A 17,018-nucleotide genomic window follows, 5' to 3' on the forward strand; every position below is an offset into this window, starting at 1 on the left:
TTTTGTTTATTAAGAGAGCTGATCTTGGTCAGCTCTCAGACTTCCTCAAAGGGATAAATTAATTTAATCTTTCCTTGATTTGATTCACAACTCCTTCTACTGTAAACCCATATTCCTTGGCAATTCGATCTCCAGGAGCGGAAGCACCGAATGTAGAAATCCCTACAATAAGGCCATCTCTTCCTGTAAATTGAGCCCATCCCTGTGGCGACCCTAATTCAATCGCTACATTTAGCTTAATGTCCCCATGAAGAATCGTATTCTGATAATCTCTTGATTGCTTATTGAATAATTCCCAAGAAGGCATACTTACTACCCGTACACTAATTCCTTCTTTGTTTAATGCTTCTTTAACATTAAGGGCTAAACCAACCTCTGAACCAGATGCAAGTAACTGAACGGTTGGAACTTCCATGTCTGTTTCGGAAACAATATAAGCACCCTTATTAACATTCTTGCTTGCAGTTTCTTCATCGATATTCACAGTAATATTTTGTCTAGTAAGGACTAATGCAACAGGTCCATTTTGGTTTTCAATTGCATACTTCCAAGCTGCCACTGTTTCATTTGCATCCGCAGGGCGCAAGACCGTCACATTCGGAATACCGCGAAGTGCAGCTAATTGTTCAATCGGCTCATGGGTCGGACCGTCTTCACCAACAAAAATACTGTCATGGGTAAAAACAAAAGTGACAGGTAAATTCATTAATGCTGATAAGCGAACAGCTGGACGGAGGTAGTCGGAAAACACAAAGAAAGTTGACCCAAACGGCTTCACGCCTGCATGCAGAGCCATACCATTCACAATCGCTCCCATCGCGAATTCACGAACGCCGAAATAAACATTACGTCCCTCATAATGACTTGGAGAAAATCTTCCTAAATCCGTTAAGTGTGTCATGGTGGAAGATTCTAAGTCAGCAGAACCCCCGATTAAGTTAGGGACCTTTCTTGCTAAAGCATTTAATACCTGCCCAGAAGCAACACGTGTTGAAAGAGAGGTACCTTTTTCATAAACCGGTACTTCGCTGTCCCAATCTGCTGGAAGCTCACCAGTCAATTCTCTTTCTAAACGTATAGCTAGTTCCGGGTACGCTTGCTTATACTGGCTAAATAATTCATCCCATGACTGATTAGCTTGGACACCCTTGTCCTTTACTTCCTGGTAGTATGCCTTTACTTCATTAGGAATATAGAAATCTTCCTGCGGCCAGCCGTAGAACTCTTTTGTCAGCTTTACTTCCTCAGATCCGAGCGGGGAACCATGTGTTCCTTGATGTCCGCCTTTTCCTCCCTTATTTGGACTTCCGTATCCAAGCGTTGTTTTCACCTCGATTAGAGTAGGCTTAGTTAACTCCTGCTTTGCTTCGATTAAGGCAGCTTCTATGGCTTGGAGATTATTCTCCTCTTCCACACGGAGTACCTGCCAGCCGTATGCTTCAAATCTTTTTCCAACATTTTCAGAGAAAGATAAATTTGCCTCACCATCTAATGTAATATTGTTAGAGTCATAGATTAAAATTAACTTTCCTAGCTGCAAGTGACCTGCAAGAGAGGCTGCCTCTCCCGATACGCCCTCCATTAAATCTCCATCACCACAGATGGCATATGTACAATGATCGACCAGCGGGAACTGTTCGCGGTTATATACGGCAGCTAAATGAGCTTCTGCCATCCCCATTCCAACAGCCATTGCTACGCCCTGACCAAGAGGCCCAGTGGTAGCATCTATTCCAGGGGTATGGCCAAATTCTGGGTGCCCCGGTGTTTTACTTCCCCATTGTCTAAACTGTTTTATATCTTCAAGAGTTACATCGTATCCTGATAAATGCAATAAACTATATAACAACATAGAACCATGCCCCGCTGACAAAACAAAACGGTCACGGTTAAACCAGCTTGGATTTGCCGGGTTGTGATTCATTACTTTTGAAAATAAGACATGACCTGCTGGAGCCATCCCCATCGGCATACCTGGATGACCTGATTTGGCTTTTTCAATAGCATCAATAGCCAATGTCCGAATCGTGTTAACTGCTTTCTGTTCAACTGCTACTTTATCAATTGTTGGATTCATTGGTATAACCTCCAGTATTTATTACATTCCAGATATATATTTCTTTATATTAGGCAGAAGTTGTAACCTGGTTTTGAACCAATACTTTCTTCTCCCAGGCCCTGCTTTTCCATCTAAAGTACATGGTAATTCCTCTAAACCATTCATCAACGATAAACGCAAACCAAATCCCCGGTAATCCCAACCCAAGGTGTATTCCCAAAAAATAGGCTAATGGCACACTTATTCCCCACATTGAGATAAACGCCATGACGAGTGAAATGCTAGCATCCCCAGTAGCTCGCAAGGCATTGATGACAACTAAATTAAAGGTTCTTCCCGGCTCAAGGACAAGACAAAGCAATAACAATTTACTTCCCAGCACCACAATGTCTTGATCTTTTGTGAAAAAACCTATCAGTGGTTCTCTGAAGAAGGCTATTAGTATAGCGATTGCCACCGTCATAATAAGACTGTACCTTAAGCTCTTCATTAATTGAAGATAGGCCCCATCAAAATCCCTTGCCCCTGCTTTGTAGCCAATGAGAATTTGCGTCCCCTGTCCCATTGCCAGACCAAACACAAGAATAAAGGACATTATATTTTGCGTATAAACGCGGGTCGTTAATGCAACAGCCCCCAAAATCGCAATGATTGCCGTAATTGCCAACTGGCTGAGATTGTAGCAAACTTGTTCCCCTGCTGCCGGAATACCAATTTTCATTATCTTTCTTATTTGAATAGAATCAATCATTAGATAATCTTTTAATTTAAGTTTAATCGGGATTCGATCATACATTAACTTCGTGATAATGACTAAGGCAATCGCCCTGCTGATCGCCGTTGAAATGGAAACTCCAATCACGCCCATTTCCGGGAATCCCAGCAATCCATAAATGAAGATCGCATTTCCAACTAAATGAATAACATTCATTAAGATAGAAACCATCATCGCATCCCTAGTGTAGCCATTCGCTCTTAAGGTCGTAGAAACGGTAATCAATACCGCTTGGATAAATACAGTACCTCCTACAATCGTAAGATACTGTTCTCCTAGTTCAGCTATATGTTCAGGCAGGTGAAATAACATTAATAATTCTGTTTTAAAAATAACCATTAGTAAGCTAATCACTAGGCCAAGAACAAGGTTTAGGGTAATGGAGATAGCGGTAACGGTTCTGGCATCCTTTTTTAAACCTGCACCTAAGTACTGTGAGAGAACAACAGCGGTACCACTCGAGACAAAATTAAAGATTAAAATACATAAAAATATTAGCTGATTTGCCACACCCACTGCTGCGACAGCATCATCAGAAATATACGACAGCATTATGGTATCAGTACTGCCCATTATCACTTGGAGAAATAATTCTACGAAAATCGGCCAAGTAATCGTAAGTAAATTTAACTGTGGGGAGACATAATTTTTGGATAGGCTCATCTGTAATCCTCTTCTTACCCATATCATAGTTTGGTTGGTAAATCTAAATAAATTGAAGCCCACAATTTGGAAAAACTTGAGTGGCTTCATATTGTTTATTAGCCTTTTTTGAGGCATCCATACTTTATAATGACCGCTTAAGGCTTACTTTCTAAATTCTCTTAATTGCTCATTCAATTCCTTTGTTTGTTTGTAAACTTGTTGATAGATTGTAAATAGCTTCTTGTATGCTTCAACATTTTCCTGAATAGGATAATAAGTTTTTGAAGTTTGAATAAAAACTTGTGCACATCCTTTAAGCGTTGGATACCAGTCGCAGCCGTATGCTGCTAACATAGCTGCACCCATTCCAGGGCCTTGTTCACTTGTAAGCTTTTCAATTTTTGCGTTGAAAATATCGGCCTGCATTTGCAGCCATGTTTCATTTTTGGCTCCGCCGCCGATGGAGATAATCGTATCAATGGTTTTACCACTGTTTCTAAAAATCTCAATGGATTCGTTTAAGGAAAAAGTAATTCCTTCAAGAACTGCACGGGCAAAGTGCTTCCGCTCATGGGCCGCATCCACGCCAACAAAGCTGCCGCGAATATTCGAATCTGCATACGGTGTTCTTTCTCCCACTATGTATGGCGTGAATAATAAACCGTTACTGCCTGCAGGTACTTCATCAACACCTGCTAGAAACTGGTCAAAGGCTTCTTCCCTAGCAAATGTATCTTTAAACCAACTTAAACTATAGCCAGCAGCGAGGGTTACACCCATTGTATAGTAAGCATTTTCTTCACTGTGATTAAAATAGTGAACCTTTCCTTCAAAATCGAGATCATTTCTCTCTTCATAAGAAAGAACAACACCGGATGTGCCGATACTGCATAAGGTTTTGCCTTCAGATAAAATTCCTGAACCGATCGCGCCGCATGCATTATCCGCACCGCCCGCGAACACTTTTGTTGCTTCCGATAATCCAGTTGCTTGTGCAAATTCAGCGGTAACCGATCCGACAAATGCATGAGATTCCACTAATGGCGGACAGAATTCTGGAGTAAGACCAAAAAGTTCTAATATTTTACTGCTCCATTCACGCTTAGCCACGTTTAACAATAATGTTCCTGCTGCGTCAGAGTACTCCATATGCAAATTTCCGGTAATACGGTAACGCAAATAATCCTTTGGAAGCATAAAAACGCTGGCCTGTTCAAAAATTTGCGGCTCATCTTCTTTTACCCAAAGAATTTTTGGCAAGGTAAAGCCCTCTAACGCAGGGTTTTTTGTTACCTCTAATAAACGCTGTTTGCCAACAACGTTATATATTTCCTGACATTGTTTCGTTGTTCTCGTGTCATTCCACAAAATAGCATTTCTCAATACTTGATTGTCTTCATCTAACAATACAAGGCCATGCATCTGCCCGGAGAAACTGATGCCCTCGATATCGTTTATGTCCCCATCGAATTGCTCGATTAGTTCAGCTAATCCAGCTGTGGTTTTTTCTACCCATTCTTCCGGGTTTTGTTCACTGTAACCTGATTTTTCGATAATGAGGGGATATGATTTAGACACTTCTTTACAAACTTCACCATTTTGATTAACAAGTAAAATTTTTACTGCACTCGTTCCGAGGTCAACACCAATTACGTATTTCATATGAATCATCCTTTTCTAAAAAATGTGCTGGAGTAATATACTGCCAGCACATTTTTCATGATTATATTAAGTAGTAATTAAACAGTTACACTTGAGAGTGTTTCTAGTAAATATTGATTAACTAAAGCTTTAAGGCGTTCTGTTCTGCCTGATGTATTTTTAATTTCTGTTAATTGAAGGGCATAAGCTTCAAGCTCACGGAAGTTTGTTCTTCCTCCGACGATTTCTAAGCCAATACCTTTTGTAAAGCTGCTATAGCGCTCTTCGATAAAGCTATCAAGAACTTTATCTTCAATCAGCTTATTGGCAACTTTTAGGCCGATAGCATATGCATCCATACCAGCGATATGTGCATGGAAAAGATCTTCTGGTTCGAAAGATCCTCTTCGTACTTTAGCATCAAAGTTCAAGCCGCCTTTACCTAAGCCGCCATTTTTGAGAACTTCATACATAGCTAACGTGTTAGTATACAAGTCAGTTGGGAATTCATCTGTATCCCATCCAAGAAGCGTATCACCTTGGTTAGCATCAACAGAACCAAGCATTCCGTTAATACGTGCCGTTCTTAACTCATGCTCAAATGTATGACCAGCAAGAGTAGCGTGGTTTGCTTCGATATTAAACTTGAAGTAATCTGTTAGATCATATTTTTGTAAGAATGCAAGACCAGTAGCCACATCAAAGTCATATTGGTGTTTAGTAGGCTCCTTTGGTTTTGGCTCAATTAAGAATGGAACATTCAAACCAATTTCTTTTGCATAGTCTACTGCCATATGGAAGAAGCGTGCTAAGTTGTCCTGTTCTAATTTCATGTCAGTGTTAAGAAGCGTTTCATAGCCTTCACGACCGCCCCAGAATACATAGTTTTCTGCACTAAGTTCTTTCGCCACTTCTAATCCCTTTTTAACTTTCGCAGCAGAGTAAGCGAATACATCTGCATTAGGAGAAGTTGCTGCACCATGAACATATCTTGGGTTAGTAAACATATTAGCAGTATTCCAAAGTAATTTTGTCTTACTTGTTTTCATGTATTCTTTGATCATCGCAACAATTAAGTCTTGATTCTCGTTGGTTTCCTTTAATGTGCTTCCTTCTGGTGCAATGTCAACATCGTGGAAAGCGAAGAAAGGAACATTTAATTTTTCAAAAAGTTCAAATGCCGCTTCAACACGTGCTTTTGCTAAATCTAATCCTTTCAGATGATTCCAAGGACGGATAGCTGTACCTACACCAAATGGATCCGTTCCATCAGCCGTAAATGTATGCCAGTAAGCAACTGAGAAACGAAGAATTTCTTCCATTGTTTTTCCATTTATTCTTTCTTCCGGATTATAATACTTAAATGCTAAAGGATTTTTAGATGAAGCACCTTCAAATTGGATTTTGTTAACTGTTTCGAAATAAGCCATGTGGTTATTCCTCCTAATTGGTTTTATGGTTTCAAATCAACATTGCAAATGTTTTAATCTCTTAATCTGTAACATTTATTTAATCAAATTATAGCATCGTAAACATTGTTTGTCTATTCAATAAACTAAGATAATATAAAAAAATTTTGAATTACCAAAGACTGTCCGATTTGACAAAAACAGCCTTTGATCCTTCATTAAACCTGTTGTACAGAAGTACCTACCGGCGCCAATTTTTTACTCCAGGAGTTGGCAACTTCTTCCCCTACTCTCCTAATATATTAATTATTAAACTAAAGTTACTGCCTGCTTGCTTGCAATGGATTTGTAACAGGCATCAATCACACGCATATTCTGAATTGTATTTTCACCTGAATAAGAAGGTTGAAAGTCTTCTATAATAGCTTTTGAAAAATGGTCAATTTGATTTTTATACTGGTCGCCGCCAACACTTTCGGTTCGATTCCCCTGCTCAGAATGAATGATAATAGGGCCATCATTATCGATCACATCAGGCCGATAGGCAGCTGGGACTGTAATCTTGCCTTTTGTGCCAATAATTTCGTATTCTTGTCTAAAATACATATCGAAACTGCAATCAAAAACACAGCTCATTCCATTTTCCAGTTTCATATAAACAATCGATGATAAATCTATTCCAGATTGCGGGTCAAGTTCCGCAAATGCCTCCACCATGACCGGTTCAGACCCTAAGATGTTTCGAATAGCGTGGATGCAGTAGCAGCCGACATCGTAAATACTGCCGCCGCCCATTTCCTTGTTCATCCTGATATTTGCTTCTCTATCTTCTAACAAGAAAGAAAAACTTGCTCGCATAAATTTTATTTCACCAATCTCACCCGAATTCATAATCTCTTGAACTCGCTCATGCTGCGGATGAAATTGATACATAAATGCTTCCATAAATTTCACGTTTTTCTCATGGCAAAATTCAACCATTGCCTGCGTTTCTTCAGCTGTTAAGGCTGCAGGTTTCTCAACAAGGACATGTTTCCCATACTTGGCTGCTTCCATCACCCATTTCTTATGTAAATGATTCGGAAGCGGCATGTAAACGGCTTCAATTTCTGGGTTCATAAGCAGGTTCTCATAGGAATCATAATAATTTGGGATGGAAAATACTTCAGCAACATCCTTTGCTTTATCACTCCGACTGGCAATTCCAACTATTTCAGCATTGTCTGATCGTAAAATTGCAGGGATGACTTGTGTTTTGGCTATATCTGCGGTACTAATAACTCCCCAACGAATTTTTCTCATTAAGATTGTTCCTCTCTCCATGAATTCAAACCTTAATACAAGTTAGATGTCCATAATTCTTAAAAGGGCTAACTAAAATTCAGTATAACATCTGCTCGAATGTTTGTATATTCAACAAACAAAGTTTATGTTAAAATAATATTACTACCAACTAAGGAGTTTTTAAATGTGGAAACCATGATATGGAATCAACATGTTGTCAAAAAGAATAATAAAGCACTGGTTTTACAATTAATTATGGAGAAAGAGCCCATTTCAAGAGCAGACATTGCTCAAGTATCAGGGTTAAATAAGGCAACTGTTTCTTCTTTAGTAAATGAGTTATTAGTAGAGGAACTTATTTATGAATCCGGACCAGGGGAATCAAGCGGCGGTCGGCGTCCCGTTATCCTTCATTTCAATAAAGTTGCCGGATACGCTATTGGAATTGATATCGGGGTAAACTATGTAGTATGTGTCTTGACGGATTTAAAAGGCAATATTCTGATTGAAAAAAATCAATTTGTTAAACGAACACCTTATCCTTCCATCATGAGCATCGTTCAGAATATGATTCAATCGAACATGGATGAGATGCCTAGCAGCAGGTACGGAATTGTGGGTATAGGAGTAGGTGTGCCAGGAATTGTAAACAAAGAGGGTTCTGTACTTCTTGCTCCGAACTTAGGATGGACAAACATTCACTTAAAAATGGACCTTGAGGAGTTATTCAATGTCCCCGTCATTATTGAAAACGAGGCAAATGCCGGAGCTTTTGGTGAACAACAATTTGGTGCTGGCCAAGACTATCAAAACATCATTTATATAAGTGCTGGAATTGGAATCGGTGTAGGGATTATTCTAAACAAAGAATTGTATCAAGGTAAAAATGGATTTTCTGGTGAAATGGGACATATGATTATTGATTTTAACGGGAAGCCATGCAGCTGTGGCAGCAGAGGTTGCTGGGAAACATACGCTTCTGAAAATGCTTTGCTGGAGCTGGCAGACAATAACACAGAATCACTTGAGTCATTGATAGAGCAAGCAGATAATAGTGATGGAACCGCTCAGGATCTCTTTTATCAAATTGGTAATTACCTTGGATACGGTATTAATAACATTATTAATACCTTTAACCCAGACCAGGTAATAATTGGCAATCGACTAGCATTAGCAAAACAATGGATTGAACAGTCAATCAGGACAACTATTAAAAACCATACACTCACGAACCACCAAAAAGAAATGCATTTAGATTTCTCAAAACTAGGAAAATACTCAACCGCATTAGGTGTATCTGCTTTTGTTGTTGAGAATTTTATCAATGGAGAAGTACAAACTTCATAGATGTTCTGCTGAAAATTGTGAGTAATCCCTTGTCCAATGTAGACTTGTTAGAAAATTCCAATCATATTCCCTGAACGATATACTAATAAAGTTAGTTGTTCCGATATACAAAGTTAACTAACTTCGGATATAATATATTTGTAAGTATCTAAACTATTTCAAGGAGAGATATGATGATGAAAAACTCAAAACCTAATGAACCTTTAGTTACGCATATTTTTACAGCAGACCCTTCTGCACATGTCTTTGAAGGGAAGCTTTATATTTATCCTTCACATGACCTTGATCATGATGAACCTTCAAATGATAACGGAGACCAATATAAGATGGAAGATTACCATGTTTTATCCATGGATGATGAAAACACACCATGTGTAGACCACGGAGAAGCACTTCACTTAAAAGATATTCCTTGGGCAAGTAAGCAGCTTTGGGCACCTGACGCAGCTTACAAAAATAACACGTATTATTTATTTTTCCCAGCAAGAGATAAAGATGGTATTTTCAGAATTGGCGTTGCGACAAGCCCTAATCCTGCAGGACCTTTTACACCAGAGGAAAATTACATTCCAGGCAGCTTCAGCATTGATCCAGCTGTTTTAGTGGATGATGATGACCAAGCCTATGTTTATTTTGGCGGGCTTTGGGGAGGACAGTTGGAGAAGTGGCAAACAGGAACATTTAAGCCAGATGCCGCAGGGCCAGCTCCTACAGAACCTGCGTTAGGACCAAGAGTAGCTGTATTATCCGACGATATGTTGACTTTTAAGAGCGAACCTCAGGAAATCTCAATTGTTGATGAAAATGGCAATCCGGTTCTTGCAAGTGACGAAGACCGAAGATACTTTGAAGGCCCATGGGTTCATAAATACAATGGTCTTTATTATCTATCCTATTCTACTGGTACAACTCATAAAATTGTTTATGCTGTAAGTGAAAATCCACAGGGTCCATTTGTGTACAAAGGTACGATTCTGACTCCTGTAATCGGCTGGACCACACATCATTCGATTGTCCAGTTTCAGGATAAGTGGTATCTGTTCTATCATGACTGCTCGTTATCAGATGGCGTGGATCATAAACGCTCTGTGAAATACACTGAACTTAAATTTAACGAAGATGGAACTATTCAAACTATTAACCCTTATGGGGATAAATAATTAGGTTGACGACTGGCTCACTTTTATTGGGGCCAGTTTTTTTTCAATATATAGTACGATGTCTTCTTTCCTATTTACAACATCGGCCTCATAGGACCCGACTACTCTATACAAGCATTAGTATCCTTCGTTATCCTACTTCCCCCTTTAAAATGTATTCTACTTGATGTCAATTTCAAATAAAATCTCCTTTATCATTCCAAAATGAGGTCTACTTTCTGCGAAGAATGAGAGCATGAAGTTAACATAAACAGTAGGATCAATGCCCCCATCCATTTGTTCCATCTACCCACGGAAAATCCCCCTATGTTTGCAAAAGTTTGTCAGTATACCATCCATCTTTATTTTTTCGGAAAAAACTTCTATTTGTTTAGGATCCTAGCAGGATTGTTCTCTTAATCTATTAACCTTTATAAACACAATAAGATAGAAAGGTCCTTCTCCTCTCTATCACACTTTAACGTATTAAAATTTAGCTGAGTAAGGGTCTGTCACCGAAATTGGAAAGTTTTCCTCATCTAATAACCTTTATAAACACAATAAGATAGTAAGGTCCTTCACCTCTCCATCGCACTTTAACGCGTTAAACTTTAGATTAGTGGGGGTCTGACCCCGAAATCCACTTTTCATCTCCAATAATATATGCAGGAGCCAAAACAGGCTCCTGCTTCTTTTAAAACTATTAGTGCAGCATCACATATAGTGTGAATAGCGTTACAGACTATTTTAAAACTAGCTGCGAAACACATTCCACATGTGTGGTGTGCCGGTGACTACATTAAATTGGAATAAGGATTTGCGAAACGGTAGTTTATCACAATATCCTTGTTTTCCTTTACATCAATCCGTTCAATTATTCGATGCAAAAGTTCTTCATTTAAATCTTGAAATTCAAGTATTTTATCTACATATTTCATTATTTTTGATGTTACCTCAAAATAATCAGTTTGATGGTTTAACTGCTTGTTTAGAACCATAAACTGTTGCTCTAAGTCTTGAACTTTCTGCTGGTTCTCATCCGCAACCGTTCGGTATTCTTCTTGTGTAATGGTACCTTGTGCCAATAGCCTTAGAAGATTTTTATTTTCAATTTTTAACATCTCAATTTCTTTTGTTATTCTTTGCTGTTTATTATGAACCTCCTTCTCTATTCTTTTTATCTTATCGTTGGCCTTTTGAAGGAAGTCGGATTTATTCACCGTTATAGATACCATTTCTCGTAAATCCTTTAAAATTAATTCCTTTAACTTCATTTCCCTAATTACATGGCTTGAACATGCTTGAATACCATGTTTACGATATCTGCCACATATATACCCCTGCCTATTTTGCATATACCATAATGCAGTCATTAGTTTACTGGTATGACCGCTAGTTTACCGCATTGAATCAGGGATATTACCCAAGATTATTTAGCTACCAACAGAGTTCCGCTATCATGGATTTTCAGTTAGCATCCTTCCTCCTAATCTAAAACAGCTACTCCGACTACATCCTCAAACGCCACCCATTCCAATTCGCCAGGCTTCACCTCTACCCGAAGCGGGTGAGTTATCGGAGCAACGTTATGAATTTGGCAAGCCATATCCTCGGTAAAGCCATCTGCCCGAACACATAAATCATAAATTGAAATTGCCCTCTTTGTTCGATTTCCTTTAAATTTTCTAATTTTTGTGGTGCATTAAAGAATTCTGAAACAGGATGAACAACCCTAAAGATAGGCTGTGATTGAATCCATTGCCATACAAATGAACACTTATTACTTCCTTGTTTGCTTAACCACACTCTATAAAAACTGATTTGCCTAAGTCAATGAGTTTCTCTTCTGGAGCGATTGCATTGACGCGGATTCCTGCCTCAGCCATGTGAACAGATAATCATTGCGTAAAGTTATCAATTGCTGCTTTTGCTGCACTGTATGCCGGAACTTTTGTCTGTGGAGATGTTGCACTCATTGATGACATATTTATAATAATTGACCTTTTTTATTTATCATATTCTTCGTGAATACTTGTGTTGGAATAAGCGTTCCTAATATATTTAAATCGAAAACAAACCCAAACGCTTCTTGATCTAAGTCAAAGAAAGTTTTATTTCTTTATCCTCAAGATTTTCAAGTTTAAATGTTTCATTTGTTGTGGTTCCATCCGGATGATTTCCCCCAGCCCCATTAATTAAAATGTTACAAATACCCAGTTCTCGAATAAAAATTTCCTCTGCCCTTTTTACACTTATTACATTAGTTACGTCGCAAGGAATTGAAATAGCTTGGCCACCTGATTCCTTAATTTCATGGACGACTTCTTCGCCTGATTCTTTATTTCGATTTAAAATAGCTACCTTAACGCCTTGTCAGTCTAATTCTTTTGCCATGAATCTACACAGGAGCCCCTTCCGCCAGTAATTTCTCCTACTTTTCCTTTTAAGTTTTCATTAATTCCAGCATTTTATACCACTCCCGCTTCCTTCTTCCGACGTAGTCCAGCACCGGCTACACCATTCGTTTCTCGCTTCATCTCTCCTGAAATAGATCAGAATCCTTAACATTATTAAGAGAAATAACAACTTTCCTTACTTGATTCGGATGATTTTCAATTAAGGCTATAGCCTGATCAATTTCTTCGAGTGGAAACTGTTGTGTGACCATTCCATCAGTTTGAATTAGTTTCTTATTAAACAGCTTGATTACCTCTGGGAATTGGTTTGTTTGTAACCGTGAACCGTTAATCGTTAATTCTTTTTTGGTAATCGGCAGCTGTGAAATCTTCGAGGAACGTATATCAAAACCGAGAGTAACAATTCGACCTGCAACCGATGAAACTTCTATTGCATCTTCAAAGGTTTGTGGAATACAAACAGCATCAATAACAACATTGGCACCTTCATTATTGGTCATTCTCATTACTTCTTCTTTCAAATTAGTGGTTGAAGCATCTATTGTAAAATCGGCTCCACATAATCTAGCATAATCCAGACGATCTTTGCTTAGATCGGAAATAATACAAGTGGCACCTTTTGATTTGGCTACTTTTAAACAACATATACCAATCGGACCTGCACCTATAATTAATACAACATCTCTGTCCTGAACATTTCCACGCCAATTTGCTTGGGCACCAATTGTAAACGGTTCTACAAGTACAGATTCTATCCAATCCATTGTTTGGTTTACCTTATGAACTAAGTGCTCTGGCACGACAAGATATTCTTGCATACCACCATCCCGATGAACACCGTATACTTCTAATTCATTACATACATTTTTCCTTCCAGAACGACAGGCATAACACTGTCCACAGGTTACAATTGGTTCAATAACAACTTTATCTCCAATGGAAAGGTTTCTAATATTTTCGCCTACTTCCTCTATTTCTCCAGTTATCTCATGCCCAATAATTCTTGGTAACGTAGCCAAGGGATTCGTTCCATGATAAATGTGCATATCTGAGCCACATATGCCAACCATCTTTACCTTTATCAACACCTCATTTTCTCTGGTGATTTTTGGTTTCTCTTTTTGGATAATGGCAATTTCCCCCGGTTCAACAACCTGTACTGCCTTCATTAATAAAAACAACTCCTTCTTTTTGTCTTGTTTGTATTACGCCATTGAAATTATATGTTCAATTATTCAGATTTTAATTAAACCGCTCATACAGGAATTCGATTCGTTTATACCAGTAGCACAACCATAAAAAGCAACGGGTCAAATTTCAAGAGAAGACGTTAAATGACACTTTTTTCTCCAGTACACTTCTTCTTTTTCATTCAGTTTTTCTATCTGACCTGATTCCATTAAATCCAACAAATGATGATGCACCAACGATATAGCCCGAAACTCCTTTTCTTTGTTCAATCCTTCACATACATTAGACCATAATAATTGTAAACAGGCTTTTTGATGACTTTCTAATGTTTTCAAAATTATTTCATCAATAGTAGATAGATAATCGTAAACCTTATGAACTTGTTGTATCGTTTCTTCTTTTGACATTGGATTGAAATGTCCGGTTAATACTCTTTCGATTGAATATTGATCAAGTATATTTTCGATTTTCTGTAAAGATTTTCTTAGCTGTGATGGGCGTAAATGACCTGGGAAAATCGGAATATCCGTTCGAACAATAATATCACCTAGAATTAGAGTTTTTGTGCTCAATTCGATCAAACCCAGCTCATGATCTATATGTCCAGGCAGACTGATAACAATTAATTCCAAGTCATCAATCCTTATTACATCCCCTTCTTGTGCAAGTAAATTAACTTTACTGTTACCGTCCATTGAATGGTAAATTTCCCCTCTCTTAATGTTAGAATCAGGATGTATATGCGGAAAAGGAAGTGCAAACTCTTCATAATTTAAATCAATATTTTCAATCCACTTTTCAGATCCCATTGGCGCCATAATTAAACAACCTGTATTGTGTTGTATGGTGTTATTACATCCAATATGATCGTGATGGGCATGCGTATTAATGAGAAGTTTCAACGGCTTTGAAGTCTTATTTAAGTCTTCAATCAATTGCAAGTACTGATTTTTCATGGTTACAACCCCTGAATCAATTAAAATTGAAAAAGTTGTACCCGTAATGATATATGAATTGACAAATACTTTATCCGTTAAATAGTATTTGATACGTTGAATTGATCCAGGTAAATCCATAAACCCGTCACTCCTTGATTAATGAACTGTTATATATTATTCTCCATCTTACCGCTATACCAGATTTTATCTTTAACCGGTGACAAAATATCTTGAACAGTTTTTAACAATTCTAAATCCATTGGTTCATTCATCCAATTGATATTTTTAATAATATTTTCTGGATTGGCTGTACCAACAAGAGTTGTTGGAATTTGACTATTTGATACAGCAAACTGGACTGCCAGCTTTTCTATGTCAAAGCCGTTCTCAGAACAAAAAGTAACAGCCTTTTCACAAACATTCTTAATTTCTTGGTCGGCAGGGTGCCAAGTTGGCGCTCCCCTTTTACTTAATAATCCCATAGATAAAGGGGAAGCATTAATTACTCCTACTTCCATCTCTTTAATCTCGTTTAGAAGATCGACTAATTTTGTATTATTTAATGAATAATGACAATATGACAAAATAGTATCAACATTACTCCTAGTCAATACCTCTTTAAAAATTTTAAGGGGTAAACCGGATACACCAAAGAATCGGATTTTACCTTCTTTCTTTAATAATTGCAGAGTAGGAATACTTTCTTCTATTATTTGATCCATAGAACCATATTCAATATCATGCAGATGAAGAATATCAATATAATCTGTTTTAAGACGTTTTAGACTTCCTTCAACACTTTTTTTGATTGTACTTGCTGAAAAATCAAAATTATCATCACCATATCGACCAGCTTTGGTTGAAAGAATGTATTTATTCCTCTGAATGTCTTTCAGAGCTTTCCCTAATACAGACTCTGCCTTTGTTAGCCCATAATAAGGAGCTACATCAATCAAATTCACCCCTAAATCTAAAGCTGTATGTACTGTTCTAATTCCTTCAGTTTCATCAATATTTCGGAATACTGATCCTAATGAAGATGCTCCCAAACTTAAAACAGATACTTCAATTCCCGTCTTGCCAAGAATTCTATATTGCATAGTATCCTCCTTTACTTTTGAAATACCTTTTTAGAGATTCTAAGTTATAAAACTTAGAATCTCTTTTCCATTAATTTATTTAGCGTAATAATCTTTTACATTCTTTTTTGTTACTATACTAATCCCGGTATCAACATATTTAGGTAATGTTTTAGGAGCCAAGTCATGTTTTAAAGTGAATAGGGAAACCATCGACCAATAACCCATATTTTCAGTACCTTGTGCCATAGTGGCATCAACTTCGCCATTGCTAACCATATCTAACAAAGCTTTATCTGTATCAAATCCAATAATTTTAATCTTGTCTTTTTTACCTGCTTCACGAACAGCTGTTGCAGCACCTAATCCAGCAACACCATCTGCAGCAAATACCCCTTTAATATTAGGTTTTCCCTGCAATTCAGCAGAAAGGGCACCAGCTGCTTTTGTTTGATCTCCTCCATCATTAGCTCGGACTACAACTTTCATATTTGGATATTTATCTTTAATTTCAGATTGAAATCCCTTAATTCTGTCTTCAACATTCTGCTGTCCAATTGTATAGAGTAAAGCTACTTCACCTTTTTCACCCATTAACTTCGCCATATAGTCAGCAGCTTTTTCACCTGCAACTTCATTACCTGTAGAAAAAAAAGCTGCTCGGTTACTATCCGGGGAATCACTATCATATGTTACAACTTGGATTCCTTGTTCACGAGCTTTATTAATTGGACCTTTTAACGCATCAGCATTTATTGCAGCGACTGCAATTCCAGCTGGTTTTGTCGCAACGATTTGTTCAAAAACTGCAACAGACTTGTTTATATCGTATCCAGGATCGCCTGTATACTTTGTTTCTACACCAAATTGATTTCCTGCTTTTTGAAAACCTCCAAATACCCCTTTCCAGTAATCCAAACCAGATAAAAAGGAAATGACATAATAAACTTCCTTCTTATCGCCTTGAAAAGATATTTTTGAATCTGCTTTTCCCGCCACCACTTCAGTTTTTGCTGATTGACAACCAACACTAGCCGCTATAACCAAACAAATAAAACCTAATAAAGTAAATTTTTTTAATGTTTTCAAGATAT

12 protein-coding genes and 1 pseudogene are annotated in these 17,018 nt (G+C 37.8%); 2 read left to right on the forward strand and 11 right to left on the reverse strand.

Going from position 1 to position 17,018, the window contains the following annotated elements:
• Nucleotides 1–58: 58 nt before the first annotated feature.
• The 5 genes from tkt to J7E63_RS21785 all read right to left on the reverse strand — a co-directional run bounded on the left by tkt (nucleotide 59) and on the right by J7E63_RS21785 (nucleotide 7,831).
• On the reverse strand, nucleotides 59–2,077 hold the full coding sequence (gene tkt / locus J7E63_RS21765) for a transketolase (protein WP_215016427.1): 2,019 nt from the start codon (nucleotides 2,075–2,077) through the stop codon (nucleotides 59–61).
• A 49-nt stretch (nucleotides 2,078–2,126) separates the two neighbouring features.
• The gene (locus J7E63_RS21770) at nucleotides 2,127–3,497 is read right to left on the reverse strand and encodes an MATE family efflux transporter (protein ID WP_215016429.1); all 1,371 of its coding nucleotides are present in this window, start codon (nucleotides 3,495–3,497) and stop codon (nucleotides 2,127–2,129) included.
• A gap of 144 nt (nucleotides 3,498–3,641) precedes the next feature.
• Nucleotides 3,642–5,141 carry a xylulokinase gene (gene xylB / locus J7E63_RS21775; protein ID WP_215016430.1) on the reverse strand — a complete coding sequence of 500 codons (1,500 nt, stop codon included), beginning with the start codon at nucleotides 5,139–5,141 and terminating at the stop codon, nucleotides 3,642–3,644.
• Nucleotides 5,142–5,218: 77 nt separating this feature from the next.
• On the reverse strand, nucleotides 5,219–6,550 hold the full coding sequence (xylA, locus tag J7E63_RS21780) for a xylose isomerase (RefSeq protein ID WP_215016432.1): 1,332 nt from the start codon (nucleotides 6,548–6,550) through the stop codon (nucleotides 5,219–5,221).
• A 288-nt stretch (nucleotides 6,551–6,838) separates the two neighbouring features.
• On the reverse strand, nucleotides 6,839–7,831 hold the full coding sequence (locus J7E63_RS21785; protein ID WP_215016434.1) for a Gfo/Idh/MocA family protein: 993 nt from the start codon (nucleotides 7,829–7,831) through the stop codon (nucleotides 6,839–6,841).
• 177 nt (nucleotides 7,832–8,008) lie between these two features.
• On the opposite strand from J7E63_RS21785, the gene J7E63_RS21790 reads away from it, so the two are divergent.
• Nucleotides 8,009–9,160: an ROK family transcriptional regulator gene (locus J7E63_RS21790; RefSeq protein ID WP_215016493.1), complete on the forward strand. Its 1,152-nt coding sequence runs from the start codon at nucleotides 8,009–8,011 to the stop codon at nucleotides 9,158–9,160.
• 173 nt (nucleotides 9,161–9,333) lie between these two features.
• A complete protein-coding gene (locus J7E63_RS21795) occupies nucleotides 9,334–10,320 on the forward strand; it encodes a glycoside hydrolase family 43 protein (protein WP_214998214.1) in 987 nt (328 codons plus the stop codon).
• 773 nt (nucleotides 10,321–11,093) lie between these two features.
• Here the strand turns inward: J7E63_RS21795 and J7E63_RS21800 are convergent.
• The 6 genes and pseudogenes from J7E63_RS21800 to J7E63_RS21830 form a co-directional block, all read right to left on the reverse strand.
• Nucleotides 11,094–11,672 (reverse strand): recombinase zinc ribbon domain-containing protein, encoded by a 579-nt coding sequence (locus tag J7E63_RS21800; protein ID WP_374193777.1) that lies wholly within the window; start codon nucleotides 11,670–11,672, stop codon nucleotides 11,094–11,096.
• A gap of 528 nt (nucleotides 11,673–12,200) precedes the next feature.
• A pseudogene (locus tag J7E63_RS30595) lies at nucleotides 12,201–12,758 on the reverse strand (SDR family NAD(P)-dependent oxidoreductase); the annotation flags it as partial.
• 74 nt (nucleotides 12,759–12,832) lie between these two features.
• On the reverse strand, nucleotides 12,833–13,885 hold the full coding sequence (locus tag J7E63_RS21815; protein ID WP_215016438.1) for a zinc-binding alcohol dehydrogenase family protein: 1,053 nt from the start codon (nucleotides 13,883–13,885) through the stop codon (nucleotides 12,833–12,835).
• Between the two features lie 141 nt (nucleotides 13,886–14,026).
• A complete protein-coding gene (locus tag J7E63_RS21820) occupies nucleotides 14,027–14,983 on the reverse strand; it encodes an MBL fold metallo-hydrolase (RefSeq protein WP_215016440.1) in 957 nt (318 codons plus the stop codon).
• A gap of 29 nt (nucleotides 14,984–15,012) precedes the next feature.
• A complete protein-coding gene (locus J7E63_RS21825; protein WP_215016442.1) occupies nucleotides 15,013–15,945 on the reverse strand; it encodes an aldo/keto reductase in 933 nt (310 codons plus the stop codon).
• Nucleotides 15,946–16,020: 75 nt separating this feature from the next.
• Nucleotides 16,021–17,013, reverse strand: a complete 993-nt coding sequence (locus J7E63_RS21830; RefSeq protein WP_215016444.1) for a substrate-binding domain-containing protein — start codon at nucleotides 17,011–17,013, stop codon at nucleotides 16,021–16,023.
• Nucleotides 17,014–17,018: the final 5 nt, after the last annotated feature.

It is taken from the genome of Bacillus sp. ISL-75 (assembly GCF_018613095.1).

Excerpts from the sequence above, each read along its gene's own strand:
- xylA (WP_215016432.1), bottom strand. The coding sequence starts at position 6,550 with ATGGCTTATTTCGAAACAGTTAACAAAATCCAATTTGAAGGTGCTTCA.
- J7E63_RS21815 (WP_215016438.1), bottom strand. The coding sequence starts at position 13,885 with ATGAAGGCAGTACAGGTTGTTGAACCGGGGGAAATTGCCATTATCCAA.
- xylB (WP_215016430.1), bottom strand. The coding sequence starts at position 5,141 with ATGAAATACGTAATTGGTGTTGACCTCGGAACGAGTGCAGTAAAAATT.
- J7E63_RS21800 (WP_374193777.1), bottom strand. The coding sequence starts at position 11,672 with ATGACTGCATTATGGTATATGCAAAATAGGCAGGGGTATATATGTGGC.
- J7E63_RS21820 (WP_215016440.1), bottom strand. The coding sequence starts at position 14,983 with ATGGATTTACCTGGATCAATTCAACGTATCAAATACTATTTAACGGAT.
- J7E63_RS21790 (WP_215016493.1), top strand. The coding sequence starts at position 8,009 with ATGATATGGAATCAACATGTTGTCAAAAAGAATAATAAAGCACTGGTT.
- J7E63_RS21770 (WP_215016429.1), bottom strand. The coding sequence starts at position 3,497 with ATGAGCCTATCCAAAAATTATGTCTCCCCACAGTTAAATTTACTTACG.
- tkt (WP_215016427.1), bottom strand. The coding sequence starts at position 2,077 with ATGAATCCAACAATTGATAAAGTAGCAGTTGAACAGAAAGCAGTTAAC.
- J7E63_RS21785 (WP_215016434.1), bottom strand. The coding sequence starts at position 7,831 with ATGAGAAAAATTCGTTGGGGAGTTATTAGTACCGCAGATATAGCCAAA.
- J7E63_RS21795 (WP_214998214.1), top strand. The coding sequence starts at position 9,334 with ATGATGAAAAACTCAAAACCTAATGAACCTTTAGTTACGCATATTTTT.
- J7E63_RS21825 (WP_215016442.1), bottom strand. The coding sequence starts at position 15,945 with ATGCAATATAGAATTCTTGGCAAGACGGGAATTGAAGTATCTGTTTTA.